15 protein-coding genes are annotated in these 16,761 nt (G+C 60.6%); 11 read left to right on the plus strand and 4 right to left on the minus strand.

The genetic code is table 11. The features are described 5' to 3' along the window. The first annotated feature begins 167 nt into the window (after window positions 1-167). From gabD to ACY4LX_RS02120, 3 genes are all read left to right on the plus strand, one after another. A complete protein-coding gene (gabD, locus tag ACY4LX_RS02110) occupies window positions 168-1,610 on the plus strand; it encodes an NADP-dependent succinate-semialdehyde dehydrogenase (protein WP_054050229.1) in 1,443 nt (480 codons plus the stop codon). Between the two features lie 185 nt (window positions 1,611-1,795). Continuing rightward, a complete protein-coding gene (gene gabT, locus ACY4LX_RS02115; RefSeq protein ID WP_123515981.1) occupies window positions 1,796-3,073 on the plus strand; it encodes a 4-aminobutyrate--2-oxoglutarate transaminase in 1,278 nt (425 codons plus the stop codon). A 129-nt stretch (window positions 3,074-3,202) separates the two neighbouring features. Beyond that, window positions 3,203-4,417 carry an HDOD domain-containing protein gene (locus tag ACY4LX_RS02120; protein WP_149658981.1) on the plus strand — a complete coding sequence of 405 codons (1,215 nt, stop codon included), beginning with the start codon at window positions 3,203-3,205 and terminating at the stop codon, window positions 4,415-4,417. Between the two features lie 124 nt (window positions 4,418-4,541). Here ACY4LX_RS02120 and ACY4LX_RS02125 read toward each other — a convergent pair whose 3' ends face one another. Together ACY4LX_RS02125 and desA are read right to left on the minus strand one after the other, a co-directional pair. Then, window positions 4,542-5,531: a GGDEF domain-containing protein gene (locus ACY4LX_RS02125; RefSeq protein ID WP_149658982.1), complete on the minus strand. Its 990-nt coding sequence runs from the start codon at window positions 5,529-5,531 to the stop codon at window positions 4,542-4,544. A 382-nt stretch (window positions 5,532-5,913) separates the two neighbouring features. Further along, entirely contained in the window at window positions 5,914-7,101 is a 1,188-nt protein-coding gene (gene desA, locus ACY4LX_RS02130; RefSeq protein ID WP_133840048.1) for a delta-9 fatty acid desaturase DesA, read from the minus strand. A 147-nt stretch (window positions 7,102-7,248) separates the two neighbouring features. Here desA and dibA point away from each other — a divergent pair, with 147 nt between their 5' ends. From dibA to ACY4LX_RS02160, 6 genes are all read left to right on the plus strand, one after another. After that, window positions 7,249-9,168, plus strand: coding sequence for a phosphodiesterase DibA (gene dibA / locus ACY4LX_RS02135; RefSeq protein WP_463259049.1), 1,920 nt, complete (start codon window positions 7,249-7,251; stop codon window positions 9,166-9,168). Between the two features lie 378 nt (window positions 9,169-9,546). Continuing rightward, complete coding sequence (gene oscA, locus ACY4LX_RS02140; RefSeq protein ID WP_054050217.1) at window positions 9,547-9,729, plus strand: sulfur starvation response protein OscA; 183 nt, start codon at window positions 9,547-9,549, stop codon at window positions 9,727-9,729. Window positions 9,730-9,870: 141 nt separating this feature from the next. Further along, a complete protein-coding gene (locus ACY4LX_RS02145) occupies window positions 9,871-10,884 on the plus strand; it encodes a sulfate ABC transporter substrate-binding protein (protein WP_463259050.1) in 1,014 nt (337 codons plus the stop codon). Window positions 10,885-10,954: 70 nt separating this feature from the next. Beyond that, the gene (gene cysT / locus ACY4LX_RS02150; protein ID WP_463259051.1) at window positions 10,955-11,773 is read left to right on the plus strand and encodes a sulfate ABC transporter permease subunit CysT; all 819 of its coding nucleotides are present in this window, start codon (window positions 10,955-10,957) and stop codon (window positions 11,771-11,773) included. Window positions 11,774-11,786: 13 nt separating this feature from the next. After that, entirely contained in the window at window positions 11,787-12,659 is an 873-nt protein-coding gene (gene cysW / locus ACY4LX_RS02155) for a sulfate ABC transporter permease subunit CysW (protein ID WP_054050211.1), read from the plus strand. A gap of 3 nt (window positions 12,660-12,662) precedes the next feature. Beyond that, the gene (locus tag ACY4LX_RS02160) at window positions 12,663-13,652 is read left to right on the plus strand and encodes a sulfate/molybdate ABC transporter ATP-binding protein (RefSeq protein WP_149658986.1); all 990 of its coding nucleotides are present in this window, start codon (window positions 12,663-12,665) and stop codon (window positions 13,650-13,652) included. A gap of 99 nt (window positions 13,653-13,751) precedes the next feature. Here ACY4LX_RS02160 and ACY4LX_RS02165 read toward each other — a convergent pair whose 3' ends face one another. Beyond that, on the minus strand, window positions 13,752-14,270 hold the full coding sequence (locus ACY4LX_RS02165) for an Mpo1 family 2-hydroxy fatty acid dioxygenase (protein ID WP_463259052.1): 519 nt from the start codon (window positions 14,268-14,270) through the stop codon (window positions 13,752-13,754). 84 nt (window positions 14,271-14,354) lie between these two features. Between ACY4LX_RS02165 and ACY4LX_RS02170 the strand changes: the two genes are divergently transcribed. Next, on the plus strand, window positions 14,355-15,041 hold the full coding sequence (locus ACY4LX_RS02170; RefSeq protein ID WP_463259053.1) for a Crp/Fnr family transcriptional regulator: 687 nt from the start codon (window positions 14,355-14,357) through the stop codon (window positions 15,039-15,041). A 193-nt stretch (window positions 15,042-15,234) separates the two neighbouring features. Further along, on the plus strand, window positions 15,235-15,600 hold the full coding sequence (locus tag ACY4LX_RS02175) for a response regulator (RefSeq protein ID WP_149658989.1): 366 nt from the start codon (window positions 15,235-15,237) through the stop codon (window positions 15,598-15,600). Between the two features lie 130 nt (window positions 15,601-15,730). Here ACY4LX_RS02175 and ACY4LX_RS02180 read toward each other — a convergent pair whose 3' ends face one another. After that, the gene (locus ACY4LX_RS02180; RefSeq protein ID WP_149658990.1) at window positions 15,731-16,735 is read right to left on the minus strand and encodes an AraC family transcriptional regulator; all 1,005 of its coding nucleotides are present in this window, start codon (window positions 16,733-16,735) and stop codon (window positions 15,731-15,733) included. Window positions 16,736-16,761 lie beyond the last annotated feature (26 nt).

The raw sequence follows: 16,761 nt of genomic DNA on the forward strand, positions 1-16,761 counted from the left end.
AGATTTCAAACGCTCTTGTCTGGGTGCTGAACCGCACGAGTTTCGATCAGTGCGCTATTTATGTGCTTCAGCCCGGTGAATGATTTCCCTGACGGCAGCCTTTGAGGCGCCTTTCTACAATCATAATTCGCTCCGCGCTGGTCGCGGTGCTGTTAAGGAAAGCCGACATGCAGCTTAAAGACACCCAGTTGTTCCGCCAGCAAGCCTTTATCGATGGCGCTTGGGTCGATGCGGACAACGGTCAGACGATCAAGGTCAATAACCCGGCAACGGGCGAAATTCTGGGCACTGTGCCGAAGATGGGCGCTGCCGAAACCCGCCGTGCCATCGAAGCCGCTGACAAAGCGCTGCCGGCCTGGCGTGCACTGACCGCCAAGGACCGTGCGAACAAGCTGCGTCGTTGGTTCGAACTGATCATCGAGAACCAGGACGACCTGGCTCGCCTGATGACCCTCGAGCAAGGCAAGCCATTGGCCGAAGCCAAGGGCGAAATCGTTTACGCCGCTTCCTTTATTGAGTGGTTCGCCGAAGAAGCCAAGCGCGTCTACGGTGATGTGATTCCGGGCCACCAGCCAGACAAGCGCTTGATCGTGATCAAGCAGCCTATCGGCGTGACCGCAGCAATCACCCCGTGGAACTTCCCGGCCGCGATGATCACCCGCAAAGCCGGCCCGGCCCTGGCCGCCGGTTGCACCATGGTGCTCAAGCCTGCTTCGCAAACTCCGTTCTCCGCATTCGCTCTGGCTGAACTGGCCCAGCGTGCCGGTATTCCGAACGGTGTGTTCAGCGTGGTGTCCGGTAGCGCCGGCGACATCGGCAGCGAGCTGACCAGCAACCCGATCGTGCGTAAGTTGTCGTTCACTGGCTCGACCGAGATTGGTCGCCAGTTGATGGCTGAATGCGCCAAGGACATCAAGAAAGTGTCCCTGGAATTGGGCGGCAACGCGCCGTTCATCGTGTTCGACGACGCGGACCTGGATAAGGCCGTTGAAGGCGCGATCATTTCCAAGTACCGCAACAACGGCCAGACCTGCGTCTGCGCCAACCGTCTGTACATTCAGGATTCGGTCTACGACGCGTTCGCCGAGAAGCTGAAAGTGGCTGTGGCCAAGCTCAAGATCGGCAACGGTCTGGAAGAAGGCACCACCACTGGCCCGCTGATCGACGAAAAAGCCGTGGCCAAGGTTCAAGAGCACATTGCTGACGCGATCAGCAAAGGCGCGACCGTTCTGGCGGGCGGCAAGGTCATGGAAGGCAACTTCTTTGAGCCGACCATCCTGACCAACGTGCCGAAAAACGCTGCAGTAGCCAAGGAAGAAACCTTCGGTCCACTGGCGCCGCTGTTCCGCTTCAAAGACGAAGCCGAAGTGATCGCGATGTCCAACGACACCGAGTTCGGCCTGGCTTCGTACTTCTACGCTCGCGACCTGGGCCGTGTGTTCCGTGTGGCTGAAGCCCTGGAATACGGCATGGTCGGCGTCAACACCGGGTTGATCTCCAACGAAGTCGCGCCGTTCGGCGGCATCAAGGCGTCGGGCCTGGGCCGTGAAGGCTCCAAGTACGGCATCGAAGATTACCTGGAAATTAAATACCTCTGCCTGGGCATCTAAGCTCGGCAAGGCGTTTTGCTTCAAGCGGAAAGGGCACGAGAGCGCTGTCCCTTTCTGCGCTTCAAATGGAATTTTCTCTGTGGCCGGGAACGCTGTGGCAGTCGATCATCGCATGCTGCCGTAGTTGCCTCCCCGCCGCATTTTCCTTGAGCTACGCCGCCCGATGAGCGGTGAATGAGGACTTTATGAGCAAGACTAACGCTTCCCTGATGAAACGCCGCGAAGCCGCTGTACCACGCGGTGTTGGCCAGATTCACCCGATCTTCGCCGAGTCCGCGAAGAACGCCACCGTGACCGACGTTGAAGGTCGCGAGTTCATCGACTTCGCCGGCGGTATCGCCGTGCTGAACACCGGTCACCTGCACCCGAAAATCATCGCCGCCGTGACCGCGCAGCTGAACAAGCTGACTCACACCTGCTTCCAGGTACTGGCCTACGAGCCGTACGTTGAGCTGTGCGAAAAAATCAACGCCAAGGTGCCAGGTGATTTCGCCAAGAAAACCCTGTTGGTGACCACCGGCTCCGAAGCCGTGGAAAACGCCGTGAAAATCGCCCGTGCCGCCACTGGCCGTGCCGGCGTGATCGCGTTCACCGGCGCTTACCACGGTCGCACCATGATGACCCTGGGCCTGACCGGTAAAGTCGTGCCTTACTCGGCCGGCATGGGCCTGATGCCAGGCGGCATCTTCCGCGCGCTGTACCCGAACGAACTGCACGGTGTGAGCGTCGACGACTCGATCGCCAGCATCGAACGCATCTTCAAGAACGACGCCGAGCCGCGTGATATCGCTGCGATCATCATCGAGCCAGTTCAGGGCGAAGGTGGTTTCTACGTCGCGCCTAAAGAATTCATGAAGCGTCTGCGCGCCCTGTGCGACCAGCACGGCATTCTGTTGATCGCTGACGAAGTGCAAACCGGCGCTGGCCGTACCGGCACTTTCTTCGCCATGGAACAGATGGGCGTTGCTGCCGACCTGACCACCTTCGCCAAATCCATCGCTGGCGGCTTCCCGCTGGCCGGTGTGTGCGGCAAAGCCGAATACATGGACGCCATTGCTCCAGGCGGCCTGGGCGGCACCTACGCCGGTAGCCCGATCGCTTGCGCCGCAGCCCTGGCCGTGATGGAAGTGTTCGAAGAAGAACACCTGCTGGATCGCTGCAAGGCTGTTGGCGAGCGTCTGGTTACTGGCCTGAAAGCCATTCAAGCCAAGTACCCGGTGATCGGTGAAGTCCGTGCCCTGGGCGCCATGATCGCGGTCGAGCTGTTTGTTGATGGCGACAGCCACAAGCCGAACGCTCCGGCAGTGGCAGCGGTTGTGGCCAAGGCGCGCGACAAGGGTCTGATCCTGCTGTCCTGCGGCACCTACGGCAACGTTCTGCGCGTCCTGGTACCGCTGACTTCGCCGGACGAGCAACTGGACAAAGGTCTGGCCATCATCGAAGAGTGCTTCTCGGAGCTGTAATCGACCGAGTGTGACCTGATCGACAAAAAAACCCGCCTCGGCGGGTTTTTTCGTGTCCGCGGAACACATCGTGCTGTATCGAATGGCCAGCATTGACTAAGGTTCAGGCATTGCCATTGGAGTAGACGAATGACCGCTGTGGTGTTGCCCGCTGTTCCGCGAGTACTGATTGCCGAGGCCGATCCCTGGTCCCGCGACCTGCTCAAACAGGTGTTGTTGAATGTGCGCTGCGACGCACGGCTGGACCTGTGTGCTGACGGCCAGCAGGCGATGGAGCTGCTGGCAGAAGTGCCCTACGACCTGGTGATCGTTGACTGGGAGTTGCCGGGTATCGATGGCCTGACCGTTTTGCGCAGTGTCCGTCAGCGCAAACGTAATCCGCCGTTGCCGTTCATTCTGATGAGCAGCCGCAACGACAGCGCGAGCGTGCGCGAGGCCCTGCCCCTGGCGCCCACCGCGTACCTGACCAAACCCCTGGACATGGAAGGCCTGACCCATCGTCTGCAAGATTTACTGCTGAACGCCGGTGAAGAGGTGTCCTGCGAGGCGCCAACGCTGTCGCCGGGGATGACCTTGTCGGTGTACCTGGAGCGGCGACGTGAGTCGACAGACGGCGCGGCGTTAATGACTGATGTGCAGTTGGCGGTGAAACGCAGCCTCAATCCCAATGGCCTCGACCTGACGCTGCTGGAAGGCGAGATCCGCAATGACCCGCAAATCACGGCCGTGCTGATCGCCGCTGCCAACAGTGCGGCCCAGCATCACGGCGTGGCGGTGCAAACCCTGTCCCAGGCGTTGCATCGCCTCGGCACCGCGCAAAGCATGAACCTGATTTTGGGCTTGGCCCTCAAGCGTTGCGCGCGGCTGAGCGATCCGCAATTGGCGGACTACGCCGAACGTTATTGGGAACTGTCGCTGCGCACCGCCGAATATGGCCGGACTTTGGCGCGCTTGCTGGACCTGGATCAGGAACGCTGCTATTGCGCTGGGATGTTGCATCGTCTCGGCGACTTGGCGCTGCTGCGCTGTTTGCAGGAGTGGAAGCAGGCCGGCGGTGAGCTGGATGAATGGGAAGAGGTGGGCGATGCGCTGGCCGAATTTGGTGCCGGTTATGGTTCGGCGCTGCGCACGCGCTGGCGTCTGCCGCTGGAGTTGCGAGAACTGATTGCAGCGGTCTACCAGCTCGGTGGCGGGGTTTACTCCCGCGAAGCGCTGGTGATGAACATGGCTGCACAACTGGCGCGCCTGACCGAGCATGAGGGCATTGAGGAACTGTCCAAAAGCCGCACGGCGCGCTTGCTGAAGATTGGATTGCCGGAATTGATGCGGTTGCGCAAAAAATAACGGTCCCTGTGGCGAGGGAGCTTGCTCCCGCTGGGGCGCGAAGCGGCCCCCTTTATCCCAAATGCTGAAGGGGACTGCTGCGCAGTCCAGCGGGAGCAAGCTCCCTCGCCACAGAGGTGCGTTGTCAGGCGGAGATGATGCGGTTCTTGCCTTGGCGCTTGGCTTCGTACATCGCCGCATCGGCGCGGGCGAACAGGCTGTCGAGGCTTTCGTCATCGTCGGTAAGGCTGGTGAGGCCCTGGCTGACGGTGATGCCGAAGGTCTGGTCATCATGGCTGAAGCTCAACCGCTGAATCTCCCGTTGCAGGCGCTCGGCCACTTGCATGGCCATGTCCGGCGCACAGCCGGGGAACACCGCGGCAAACTCTTCCCCGCCAATTCGCCCGAACAGATCCCCCCGACGCAGGGCCGCGCGACCGCTCTCGGCGATGCGTTGCAGCACGATGTCGCCGCCCTGGTGGCCGTAGGTGTCGTTGACCACTTTGAAGTCATCGATGTCCAGCAGCAGGAAGGCCATCGGCGCGCCTTGCAGCCGCGCCTGTTCGAATTCGCGATGGGCGCATTCGAAGAAGTGCCGGCGGTTGCTGCTCTGGGTTAATACGTCGGTGGTCGCCAGGCGTTGCAGCTCGGCTTCCATCTGCTTCTTTTCGGTGATGTCCTCGGCAATGCCGACGATGATCACCGGTTGCCCCGGTTCGGCCTGGCGGTTGATGAAGCATTTGTCGCTAAGCCAGCGCACTTGGCCGTCGGCCGCGATGATGCGGTATTCGCGGTCTTCGACGGCACCTTTGTCCAGTACTTCGGCCAGGCTGCGCTCGGCGTACTCCAGATCGTCGGGGTAGATGCTGTCGCGCCACTGGTTGTAGTCGGCCAGCAACAGGCCGGCGGATCGGCCGAAAATCCGTTCATAGGCGGGGCTGACGTACAGCACCTGACGGGTTTCCCAGTTGAAGGCCCAAAGCACGGCATTGACGCTGACCAGCAGCGAGCTGAAGAGTTGTTCACGTTCGCTCAGGCGCGCGACTTCACCTTGGGCATGCATCAATGCCATCAGGGTTTGCGCGGCCTCGGGCCACTGCGGGTGGGATGAGTCTTGTAGGTTTTTGGTGACCATCGGCACAGATCTCAAAGGGCGTGCGCCGCTCGAGTGTCGAAAGCGGCCACTACGTGGGCCCCTTATCGATTATTTCTTGTGCCACAGCAGGCGCTGTCACGCTTTGGTGGGAAATAATTGATAACAGGTCTCGGCCCGCCTGGATGGCGAAGTGTCTTTGAGATAGGGGATTTGGAGCTTAGTTCCCGCTTGTGGTGGCGAGGGTGGTGGCTCCCGCCGGGCGGTAGTGGCGATTTGTCATTTCAGTTGAAACGTATTGCCCGGGGAAGCGACTGCCGCGCAGCCGAACGGGGCGGTGCGGCGATCCGACAAGCCCCCTCGCCACAGGCAGCGCCCTTGCCACAGGTTTGCCCCAATCCTGAGGCAAGCCTGTGATTGCAGGTCAGACAGCGGCAGCAGGACGCAGGGAGTAGGTTTTCAGCTGGTCGGCGAAGTCGCGCAGGGATTGAATCCCGCTGGCTTCGGCTTCGTGTACCCAATCCTTGATGGCCGCGAGCATGTCGTGACCATTTGAGCTGGTCTTGACCCAGATCTGCTGCAAGGCCAGGCGTTTCTCGTAAATTACCTTCAGCGCCTGGCTGTGCTCGAGCATGTTCTGGATGCGGACATGGTGCTTGTCGTCCAGCAGGCTGGTTTCCCGGGAGAGCAAACGCTTGGCGCGGTGGAATTGGTGACGGACCGAGTGATCGACCTTTTCCAGCTCCTGCTTGACCAGCGGCGCGATGACCAATTTGCGGTACTGGGCCATGATCTGGAAGCGGTTGTTGAGGATGGCCATGGCGGTGTCCATGTCCAGGCTGCCTTTGCCTTCGACCCGGTGGGCAATCGGCGCTACACGCTGGACCTTGGCCAGGCGGAAGAAACTGAAGACTTGGATCCAGGCCCAGCCGAGGTCGAACTCCCACTTCTTCACCGACAGTTTTGCCGAGTTAGGGTAGGTGTGATGGTTGTTATGCAGTTCTTCGCCGCCGATCAGGATGCCCCAGGGCACCAGATTGGTCGCCGCATCGCGGCATTCGAAGTTGCGGTAGCCGATGGCATGGCCCAGGCCATTGACCACGCCGGCGGCCCAGACCGGGATCCACATCATCTGGATGGCCCAGATGGTGATGCCGATGGTGCCGAACAGCAGCAGGTCGATGACGCCCATGATCGCCACGCCCAACAGCGGGAAACGGCTGTAGAGGTTGCGTTCGATCCAGTCTTCGGGGCAGTTCTTGCCGTAGATGCGCAGGGTTTCCGGGTTTTCCGCTTCTTCGCGGTACAACTCGGCGCCCTTGCGCAGAACGGTGGAAAGGCCCTTGATGACCGGGCTGTGCGGGTCATCGACGGTTTCGCATTTGGCGTGATGCTTGCGGTGGATGGCGGTCCACTCGCGGGTGTTCTGCGCCGTGGTCAACCACAGCCAGAAGCGGAAGAAATGTTTCAGGCCGGCATTGAGCTCCAAAGAGCGATGGGCTGAATAGCGATGCAGATAGACCGTGACACCCACAATGGTCACATGGGTCATCAGCAGGGTGACTGCCACCAGTGACCAGGGCGACAAGCCGAGAAAACCTTCGTACCACATAGGCTATAGGGCCCTCGATTAATAAATAAACAGCCGATGCATTATCACTAAGCCCACAGATAAAACCAGTCGCCCTTTCAGATAAGAGTGGCCGGATGTTTCTTTGACCTATAATTCCAACCCTTTTGTAGGGACATGGACGGCCGAATGTCAGCCACATACCGCGATGCATTGCGTGCAGCGCTGCTTTACCTGGTGCTTTCAGTAGCCTGGCTCCAGTTCAGTGGTTATTTATTGAACAGTTTCTTCGATAGCTCCCATGAACTGCTGCGATGGCAACTGATCAACGGTTACGCCTGGGTGCTGCTGAGCGCCGGATTAATCTTCCTCGCCCGGGCCAAGTTGTTCCGTTGCCTGGGCATCGGCGCCAAATTGCGTGAGCAAAATGACGACCGCGAACGCTTGCGCCAGGCCGCCGCCGTATTCGATTGCACCCGGGAAGGGGTGCTGGTCACCGACAGCCAAGGCCTGATCGTGCATGTGAACCGGGCGTTTATGGAAATCACCGGTTATCAGAGCGAAGAAGTCCTGGGGCAGCAGCCGAGCCTGTTCAAGTCCGGTCACCACCCGCCGGCGTTCTATCAGGCGATGTTCGCGATGCTCGGCAGCGTCGGCGAGTGGAGCGGGGAAATCTGGAACCGGCGCAAAAGCGGCGAGATCTACCCGCAATGGCAGACCATCCGCCTCATTCATGACGATCTGGGTCGGGTCAGTCATTACGTGGCGGTGTTTTCCGACATCAGCGCGATCAAGAACTCCGAACACGAACTGATGCACCTGGCCCACCACGACCCGCTGACCGACCTGCCCAACCGTCTGCTGTTCACCGATCGCGTCGAGCAAGCGCTGACCTCGGCGCAACTGCACAAGCGCGGCTGCGCCTTGCTGATGATCGACCTCGATCACTTCAAAATGATCAACGACAGCCTCGGGCACAACGTCGGCGACCAGTTACTTAAAGCGGTGGCCGGACGTTTCCAGGGGCTGTTCGCACCGGGCGTTACCCTGGCGCGCCTGGGTGGCGACGAATTTGCGGTGCTTGCCGAAAACTGCCCGCAACTGGTGCAGGCGGCGGCACTGGCGCAGCGGATCATCGATGGCCTGAAGCAGCCGTTCGAGATCGACGGGCATCAGTTGTTCATCAACGCCAGCATCGGCATCAGCCTGTTCCCCAGCGACGCCTTGAGCGCCGAGCAATTGCTGCGCAACGCCGATTCGGCGCTGTTCAAGGCCAAGAGCACCGGGCGCGATGGTTACGCGCTGTACACCGAAGAATTGACCGCCCATGCCCAACAGCGGGTCGAGATCGCCTTCGAACTGCGTCGCGCGCTGGAGCTGCAGGAACTACGGGTTTACTACCAGCCGGTGCATGACCTCAAAACCAGTCGCCTGATCGGCGTCGAAGCGCTGGTGCGCTGGGAGCATCCGCAACGCGGATTGATATCCCCGGCAGAATTCATCCCCGTCGCCGAACGCACCGGGTTGATTGCCGAGATCGACGCGTGGGTCATGCAGCAGGCGTGTCAGCAGATGTGCCAATGGCAGCAGGCCGGGGTGGTGTTGTCGTTTGTCGCGGTGAATGTGTCTTCGCGCCTGTTTGCCCGCCGCGAGTTGTATCAGCAGGTGGCGCACGTGCTGCACGAAACCGGGCTGGATCCGGCGTATCTGGAACTGGAAGTTACCGAAAGCGCGGTGATGGACGATCCGGAAGTGGCGCTGGAGCAGATGCACCGCTTGCGTGAGTTGGGCGTGCGCCTGGCTATCGATGATTTCGGCACCGGGTATTCGTCGCTGCTGCGGCTCAAGCGCTTGCCGGTGCAGAAACTCAAGATCGATCAGGGCTTTGTCGCCGGGTTGCCGTGGGATGAGGACGATGGCGCGATTGTGCGGGTGATTATTGCGTTGGCCAAAAGTATGGGAATGCAGGTGCACGCCGAAGGGATCGAGCAGGTAGAGCAGGCGGGGTTCCTGCTCGAACACGATTGCGATCTGGGGCAGGGTTATTGGTTTGGCCGTCCGGTGCCGGCTGAGTTGCTGGATTGGGCACGGGCGCCGGTGATTGGCTGAGGCTCACGACCTGCTTTTGTGGCGAGGGAGCTTGTGTGGCTAGGGGGCTTGCCCCCGTCGGGTGGCGAAGCCGCCCCAAAATGTCTGATACACCGCGCTAGCAGAATTTACGACTGCTTCGCAGCCGAACGGGGGCAAGCCCCCTCGCCACAGGGTTTTGTAGGGCACGGGGGCAAGCCCCCCTCCCCACAGGGTTTTGTGGGGCTTTCGAAAATGTGAAAACCCCCGCAACCCCTTGTCCCATCAAATAATACTTTCTAGTTATATAAACATTCTCAAATAGTCTTTTTAAGAATATCAGCGCCTATCTACTATTGCCCTCACGCCGCAAGCAGTGTCGCCACTGCCAGGCAACCTCTCAGTCGAAGGAGCAGCACCATGAGCGCATCCCTACGTAGCGTTGACGGCCAGGACGAAGCAACCATTTTGCGTGAGATCCAGAGCGCCCTGCGCGATCTGCGTTTTGGCGCAGTGGAAATCACCGTGCACAACGCTCAGGTGGTCCAGATCGAGCGCAAAGAGAAATTCCGCTTGCAGAACCCGACCAACAAGCCGAGCTGAAAAGATCAAAAGATCGCAGCCTTCGGCAGCGCCTGCGGGGGATTGATGTGGGAGCTGCCGAAGGCGGCGATCTTTAAACAGGCAACCCGGTTTCAAACCATAAGAAAAGCCAACACCACCAGAATTCCAGGAGCTTTCACCATGTCGTCGATTCGTCATTTTGCTTTGGCCGCGCTGGCCAGCGCCCTTTTTGCGGGTTCCGCGGTTGCCAAGGATTACGAGCTGCTCAACGTGTCGTACGACCCGACCCGCGAGCTGTATCAGGACTACAACGCCGAATTCATCAACTTCTGGAAGAAAGACCACGCGGGCGACAACGTGAAGATCCAGCAGTCCCACGGCGGCTCGGGCAAACAGGGCCGTGCGGTGATCGACGGTCTGCGTGCTGACGTGGTGACCCTGGCCCTGGCCGGCGACATCGACGAAATCGCCAAACTCGGCAAAACCCTGCCGGCCGACTGGCAGACACGCCTGCCGGATGCGAGCACGCCTTACACCTCGACCATCGTGTTCCTGGTGCGCAAGGGCAACCCTAAAGGCATCAAGGACTGGGGCGACCTGGTCAAGAACGATGTGTCGGTTATCACCCCGAACCCGAAAACCTCCGGCGGCGCCCGCTGGAATTTCCTCGCGGCGTGGGCCTATGGCCTGAAAGCCAACGGCGGTGACGAGGCCAAGGCCAGGGAATATATCCAGACCCTGTTCAAACACGTGCCCGTGTTGGACACCGGCGCGCGCGGTTCGACCATCACTTTCGTCAACAACGGTCAGGGCGACGTGTTGCTGGCCTGGGAAAACGAAGCGTTCCTGGCGCTGAAAGAAGACGGCGGCGCGGACAAGTTCGAGATCGTCGTGCCTTCGCTGTCGATCCTCGCCGAGCCGCCCGTGGCCGTGGTCGACAAGAACGCCGAGAAAAAGGGTAACGAGCAGATCGCCGAAGCCTACCTCAAGCACCTGTACAGCCCGGCCGGCCAGGAAATCGCCGCGAAAAACTTCTACCGTCCACGGGATAAAGATGTAGCGGCGAAGTACGCCAAGCAGTTCCCGAAACTGGACCTTGTGACCATCGACAAAGACTTCGGCGGCTGGAAAACTGCCCAACCGAAATTCTTCAATGACGGTGGCGTGTTCGACCAGATTTACCAGGCGCAGTAACCTGCAGCAGCCATAAAACGAGCCCCGATTTAACCGTCGGGGCTTTGCGCGTTCTCAACCAAGGACTTTTATGTCGCGTCGTATCTCCCCCGTCATACCCGGCTTCGGGCTGACGCTGGGCTACACCTTGGTGTACCTCAGCCTGATTGTGCTTATTCCACTGGCGGCGATGTTCATCCATGCCTCCCAACTCACCTGGGATCAGTTCTACGCCATCGTCACCGCACCTCGGGTGCTGGCGGCGTTGAAGCTGAGCTTCGGCACGGCGCTGTATGCCGCGATCATCAACGGCATCATCGGCACGTTGCTGGCCTGGGTGCTGGTGCGCTACACCTTCCCGGGGCGAAAGATCATCGACGCGATGATCGACCTGCCGTTCGCCCTGCCCACCGCCGTGGCCGGTATCGCGCTGACCGCGCTGTATACGCCGACCGGCCTGGTCGGGCAGTTCGCTGCGGACATGGGCTTCAAGATCGCCTACACCCCCCTCGGCATCACCCTGGCGCTGACCTTCGTCACGCTGCCGTTCGTGGTGCGCACGGTGCAGCCGGTGTTGGCCGACATCCCGCGTGAAGTGGAAGAAGCCGCCGCGTGCCTGGGCGCCAAGCCGTTGCAGGTGTTCCGCTACATCCTGGTGCCCGCGCTGTTGCCCGCCTGGCTGACCGGTTTTGCCCTGGCGTTTGCCCGTGGCGTCGGTGAGTACGGCTCGGTGATTTTCATCGCCGGCAACATGCCGATGAAAACCGAAATCCTGCCGCTGCTGATCATGGTCAAGCTCGACCAATACGATTACACCGGTGCTACCTCCATTGGCGTGTTGATGCTGGTGGTTTCCTTCGTCCTGTTGCTGCTGATCAACTTGCTGCAGCGGCGCATCGAAACCCCATAAGGAGGCGCGAACCATGTCCCAATCGTCTATTGCAGCCGCCTCTTCGGCCAACGCCGCCCGCCGTGGCAGTGCTACGTCGCGGCGCATCCTGATCGGCCTGTGCTGGCTGGTCTTCACCCTGTTTCTGTTGTTGCCGCTGTTCATCGTGGTGTCCCAGGGCTTGAAAAACGGCCTGGGCGCATTCTTCACCGCGATCTTTGAACCGGACGCCTTGTCGGCGCTGAAACTCACGGTCATCGCGGTGCTGATTTCGGTGCCGCTGAACGTGGTGTTCGGCGTCAGTGCGGCGTGGTGCGTGAGCAAGTACTCGTTCCGTGGCAAGAGCATGCTCGTCACGCTGATCGACCTGCCGTTTTCGGTGTCGCCGGTGATCGCCGGTCTGGTCTATGTGTTGATGTTCGGCGCCCAGGGCCTGTTTGGGCCGTGGTTGCAGGATCACGACATTCAGATTGTCTTCGCCCTGCCGGGCATCGTGCTGGCGACGATTTTCGTCACCGTGCCGTTCGTGGCCCGTGAGCTGATCCCGTTGATGCAGGAACAGGGCACCCAGGAAGAAGAAGCCGCGCGGCTGCTCGGCGCCAATGGCTGGCAGATGTTCTGGCACGTCACCGTTCCCAATATCAAATGGGGCCTGATCTACGGCGTGGTGCTGTGTACCGCGCGGGCGATGGGCGAGTTCGGTGCGGTGTCGGTGGTTTCCGGGCACATTCGCGGGGTGACCAACACCTTGCCGCTGCACGTCGAGATCCTCTACAACGAATACAACCACGTGGCCGCGTTCGCCGTGGCGAGCCTGTTGCTGATCATGGCGCTCTTCATCCTGCTGCTGAAGCAGTGGAGCGAAAACCGTATTAACCGCCTGCGCGCCAGCGCCGCGGAGGAATAATTCATGTCGATCGAAGTGCGTAACGTCAGCAAGAATTTCAACGCGTTCAAGGCCCTGAACGACATCAGCCTGGATATCCACAGCGGCGAACTCGTGGCCCTGCTCGGCCCATCGGGCTGCGGCAAGACCACGCTGCTGCGGATCATCGCCGGCCTGGAAACCCCGGACCAGGGCAACATCGTGTTCCACGGTGAAGACGTCTCCGGCCACGACGTGCGTGATCGCAACGTCGGGTTCGTGTTTCAGCATTACGCCTTGTTCCGCCACATGACGGTGTTCGACAACGTCGCGTTCGGCCTGCGCATGAAACCGAAAAACCAGCGCCCGAGCGAAAGCCAGATCGCGGTGAAAGTCCACGAACTGCTGAACATGGTGCAACTGGATTGGTTGTCGGATCGCTACCCGGAGCAATTGTCCGGTGGTCAGCGCCAGCGGATTGCCTTGGCCCGCGCCCTGGCGGTGGAACCGAAAGTCCTGCTGCTCGATGAACCCTTCGGCGCTCTCGATGCCAAGGTCCGGAAGGAACTGCGGCGCTGGCTGGCGCGGCTGCACGAAGACATCAACCTGACCTCCGTGTTCGTGACCCACGACCAGGAAGAAGCGATGGAGGTCGCGGATCGCATTGTGGTGATGAACAAGGGTGTGATCGAGCAGATCGGCTCACCGGGCGACGTCTACGAAAACCCGGCCAGTGATTTCGTTTATCACTTCCTCGGCGATTCGAACCGTTTGCACCTGGGTGACGACAAGCACGTGCTGTTCCGTCCCCACGAAGTGTCGCTGTCGCGGCATGAGCTGGAGGACCACCACGCGGCTGAAGTGCGGGATATCCGGCCGCTGGGCGCGACCACGCGGGTGACGTTGAAAGTGGAAGGGCAGAGCGAATTGATCGAGGCGGAAGTGGTGAAGGATCACGACAGCCTGGTCGGGTTGGCCAAGGGTGAGACGTTGTTCTTCAAGCCCAAGGTTTGGCAGAAGGTCGCGAACATCTAAGGCAAAAGCTTCGCGGGCAAGCCTCGCTCCTACAGGGTCAACGTTGTCATCACGACCGACGAAAATCCTGTAGGAGCGAGGCTTGCCCGCGAATGCGATCTACGCAGCAGCACGCTTCGGATTGATTCTCACACCCCCGACCCGCGCCTCAATCTGCTCCTTGAGGTCGCGCCGCAACCCCAACAAAAACGCCAACTCCGCCACCACAAACAACGGCCCGACGATCAGCCCCGTCACATCATCCACAAACGCTGGCTTACGCCCTTCGTAATGATGGCCGACGAACTGAATCGCCCAGCCAATCACAAACATCACCACGCCGATGCTCAGCCAGAGCATCGTGCTTTGCTGCGCGATTATTTGCCCTGTCCAGACGCACAGGCCGAGCAACACCGTCATCAACACCCCGAGGCGCAGCTCCAGGCGCAGGTAAAACCACGCCGCCGCCAGCGCCACCAGCACCGCCGGTGAAACCCAGCCTCCCAGCCACTGCGGCCGCGACAGCAAAACCGCCACCGCCACCACAATCAGCGGAATGCCGATAAAGTGGCTGACGATATTGCGCGGGTCACGGTGGTAGGCGGCGTATTGACTGAGATGGTCAACGAGGCTTTTCATTGTTATTCCTCCTGTAGGGTGAGGGATCATGCCCCGGGTTCAGCGTTCGCTCTGTCAGCCAGGCGACAATTTCCAGGAGTCTTCATGGACATGCAGGTTTGGCGTTCGCGCCTGATGAGCGGGCAGTGGTTCAGCCATTTACCTGTTCCCTTACAGGATAGTCTGCTGGCTGCGGCCCGGCTGCGGCGGTTGGCGCCTGGGCAGCGGCTGTTCAAGCGTGGCGATCCGCCGTGCGGGTTGTACGCGGTGCTTGAAGGTTCGGTGCGCATTGGCGCGGTGAGCGAGCAAGGCAAAGAAGCGTTGTTGAGCCTGGTCGAACCGCCGCACTGGTTTGGCGAAATCTGCCTGTTCGATGGCCAGCCCCGCACCCACGATGCGTTCGGCGCCGGGCAGTGCACCTTGCTGCACATCCCACAATCGGCGTTGCTGAAGCTGCTCGACGAACAACCGCTGTACTGGCGGCAACTGGCGCTGCTGATGAGCCACAAACTGCGCCTGACCTTCATCAACCTCGAACAACTGAGCCTGATGCCCGCCCCGGCGCGCCTGGCCCATCGCCTGCTGATGATTGCCGAAGGCTATGGCGAAATCGATCCGCCGCGCCGGGTGTTGCAACTGCCCCAGGAGCAACTGGCATCGATGCTCTCGCTGTCGCGCCAGACCACCAACCAGATGCTCAAGGAATTGCAGGCGCAGGGGATTATTGGCCTGGGCTATGGCGAGATCGAAATCCTCGATGCCGCGCGGCTCCGAGCATTAGCCACAATCTAACCTCCAACACACAACCCCCGTAGGAGCAAAGCTTGCTCGCGAAGAGGCCCGGCCAGTCAACAAACATTCGTCGACTGGCCGGGCCTCTTCGCGAGCAAGCTTTGCTCCTACAGGTTGTGCAGTCTTCGAAGTTTGTGGTGGGCAATCGACCCGAACACGCCTAGCCTGTACCCCTGATTAATCGAGGTGTGCCATGCGTGTCCTTTTAGTGGAAGACGAACCCGAAACCGCCAAACTCCTGGCCAACGGCCTGAACGAAGCGAGCTATTCGGTGGATGTGGCGCTCAACGGCATGGACGGCCGGCGCTTCATCGAGTCCGGCGAATACGACCTGATCATCCTCGACGTCATGCTCCCGGGCCTCAACGGCTGGCAGCTACAGCAACAAATCCGCAAACTCGGCGAAACCCCGGTGCTGTTCCTCACCACCAAGGACGGCATCGAAGATCGCCTGCGCGGGTTGGAATTGCATGAGGATGACTACTTGCTCAAGCCGTTCGCCGTGAGTGAACTGGTGGCGCGGGTGCGCAAGTTGTTGCGGCGGGATCGGGGGCGCTGAAAGATTTCTGTGGCGTCTGGGAAATCGCCTTCGCGGGCAAGCCTCGCTCCTACATTGGATCGCATTACCCCTTTAGGAGCGAGGCTTGCCCGCGAAGAGGCCTGTCCTGGCAACCCATTTCCAAAATCCGTCAGCGCAACCCATCCCGAAACTGCCCCGGCGTCATCCCCGTCCAGCGTTTGAACGCGCGGCTGAAGCTGCTTGTATCTGCAAACCCCAGCAGATAACTGATCTCACTCAACGAACACTGCGGATCACGCAGGTGCAGCAGCGCCAGGTTCTCGCGGCTTTCGTTGAGCAGGGTGTCGAAGCGGCAACCCTCGTCCGCCAGGTGCCGTTGCAGGCTGCGCAGGCTCAGGTGCAGGGTCTTGGCGATGTGCTCGGCGCTGGGTTCGCCTTCGGGCAGTTGTTCTTCGATGGCGTCGCGTACCTTGCGTTCCCAAGTCAGGGGTTTGAGCTGGGCGAGGGTGCGTTTGAGCACGGTTTCGTTGTGTTCGGCCAGTTCCGGGTTGGCGTCGTCGAGGTGACTTTCGAAGTCCACCAGGGCGAATTCCAGTCGATCTTCGGCGGCGGCAAAGTACACCGGCGAGCGGAACACTTTGTGCCATTGGTGCGGGTCCGCCGGTTCCGGGCGACGCAGGTACACCGCCAGCGGGGCGTAGTCGCGACCCAGGCGATTGCGGCAGGTGCGCACGTAGATCGCGGCAAAGGCGTCGATGGCTTCGAAGGCCGGGGCCGGGTTGCCGGGCGGGACTTTCAGGCGAAAGCGGTAGCGGTCGTCGCTGCGGGTCAGTTCCAGTTCCAGGGCATCGCTGACCACTTGGTGATAACGCACGATGCGCTCGAACACCTCCCGCAGACTGCCGCTGGCCACCAGCGCATAACCGAGCGCATGGAAGGTGGTCGGGCTGACGAAACGCGACACCCGCAAGCCAATCGCCGGGTCGCCGCTGACTTGCACGGCGATTTCCCACAGGCGCGTGGTGCTGGACAACGGATAACGGGCGTTAGGGTCGTCCATCAACTGCGGGTCAAGCCCCGCCTGGTGGCACAGGGCGGTGCTGTCGAGGCCCAACGCATCGAGTTGCTTGCGCAGGGCGCGGGTCCAGCTGGCGAGGGAGGTCGGTTCAGTCATGCTGATTGGCGCTTCCGGTCAACAGG

The sequence above is a fragment of the Pseudomonas sp. Emmai genome (assembly GCF_055179735.1).

Coding starts and splice junctions, on each gene's coding strand:
- oscA (WP_054050217.1), top strand. CDS start 9,547: ATGAGCGCATCCCTACGTAGCGTTGACGGCCAGGACGAAGCAACCATT.
- ACY4LX_RS02145 (WP_463259050.1), top strand. CDS start 9,871: ATGTCGTCGATTCGTCATTTTGCTTTGGCCGCGCTGGCCAGCGCCCTT.
- ACY4LX_RS02160 (WP_149658986.1), top strand. CDS start 12,663: ATGTCGATCGAAGTGCGTAACGTCAGCAAGAATTTCAACGCGTTCAAG.
- cysT (WP_463259051.1), top strand. CDS start 10,955: ATGTCGCGTCGTATCTCCCCCGTCATACCCGGCTTCGGGCTGACGCTG.
- ACY4LX_RS02125 (WP_149658982.1), bottom strand. CDS start 5,531: ATGGTCACCAAAAACCTACAAGACTCATCCCACCCGCAGTGGCCCGAG.
- gabD (WP_054050229.1), top strand. CDS start 168: ATGCAGCTTAAAGACACCCAGTTGTTCCGCCAGCAAGCCTTTATCGAT.
- ACY4LX_RS02180 (WP_149658990.1), bottom strand. CDS start 16,735: ATGACTGAACCGACCTCCCTCGCCAGCTGGACCCGCGCCCTGCGCAAG.
- ACY4LX_RS02165 (WP_463259052.1), bottom strand. CDS start 14,270: ATGAAAAGCCTCGTTGACCATCTCAGTCAATACGCCGCCTACCACCGT.
- ACY4LX_RS02120 (WP_149658981.1), top strand. CDS start 3,203: ATGACCGCTGTGGTGTTGCCCGCTGTTCCGCGAGTACTGATTGCCGAG.
- desA (WP_133840048.1), bottom strand. CDS start 7,101: ATGTGGTACGAAGGTTTTCTCGGCTTGTCGCCCTGGTCACTGGTGGCA.
- gabT (WP_123515981.1), top strand. CDS start 1,796: ATGAGCAAGACTAACGCTTCCCTGATGAAACGCCGCGAAGCCGCTGTA.
- ACY4LX_RS02175 (WP_149658989.1), top strand. CDS start 15,235: ATGCGTGTCCTTTTAGTGGAAGACGAACCCGAAACCGCCAAACTCCTG.
- ACY4LX_RS02170 (WP_463259053.1), top strand. CDS start 14,355: ATGGACATGCAGGTTTGGCGTTCGCGCCTGATGAGCGGGCAGTGGTTC.
- dibA (WP_463259049.1), top strand. CDS start 7,249: ATGTCAGCCACATACCGCGATGCATTGCGTGCAGCGCTGCTTTACCTG.
- cysW (WP_054050211.1), top strand. CDS start 11,787: ATGTCCCAATCGTCTATTGCAGCCGCCTCTTCGGCCAACGCCGCCCGC.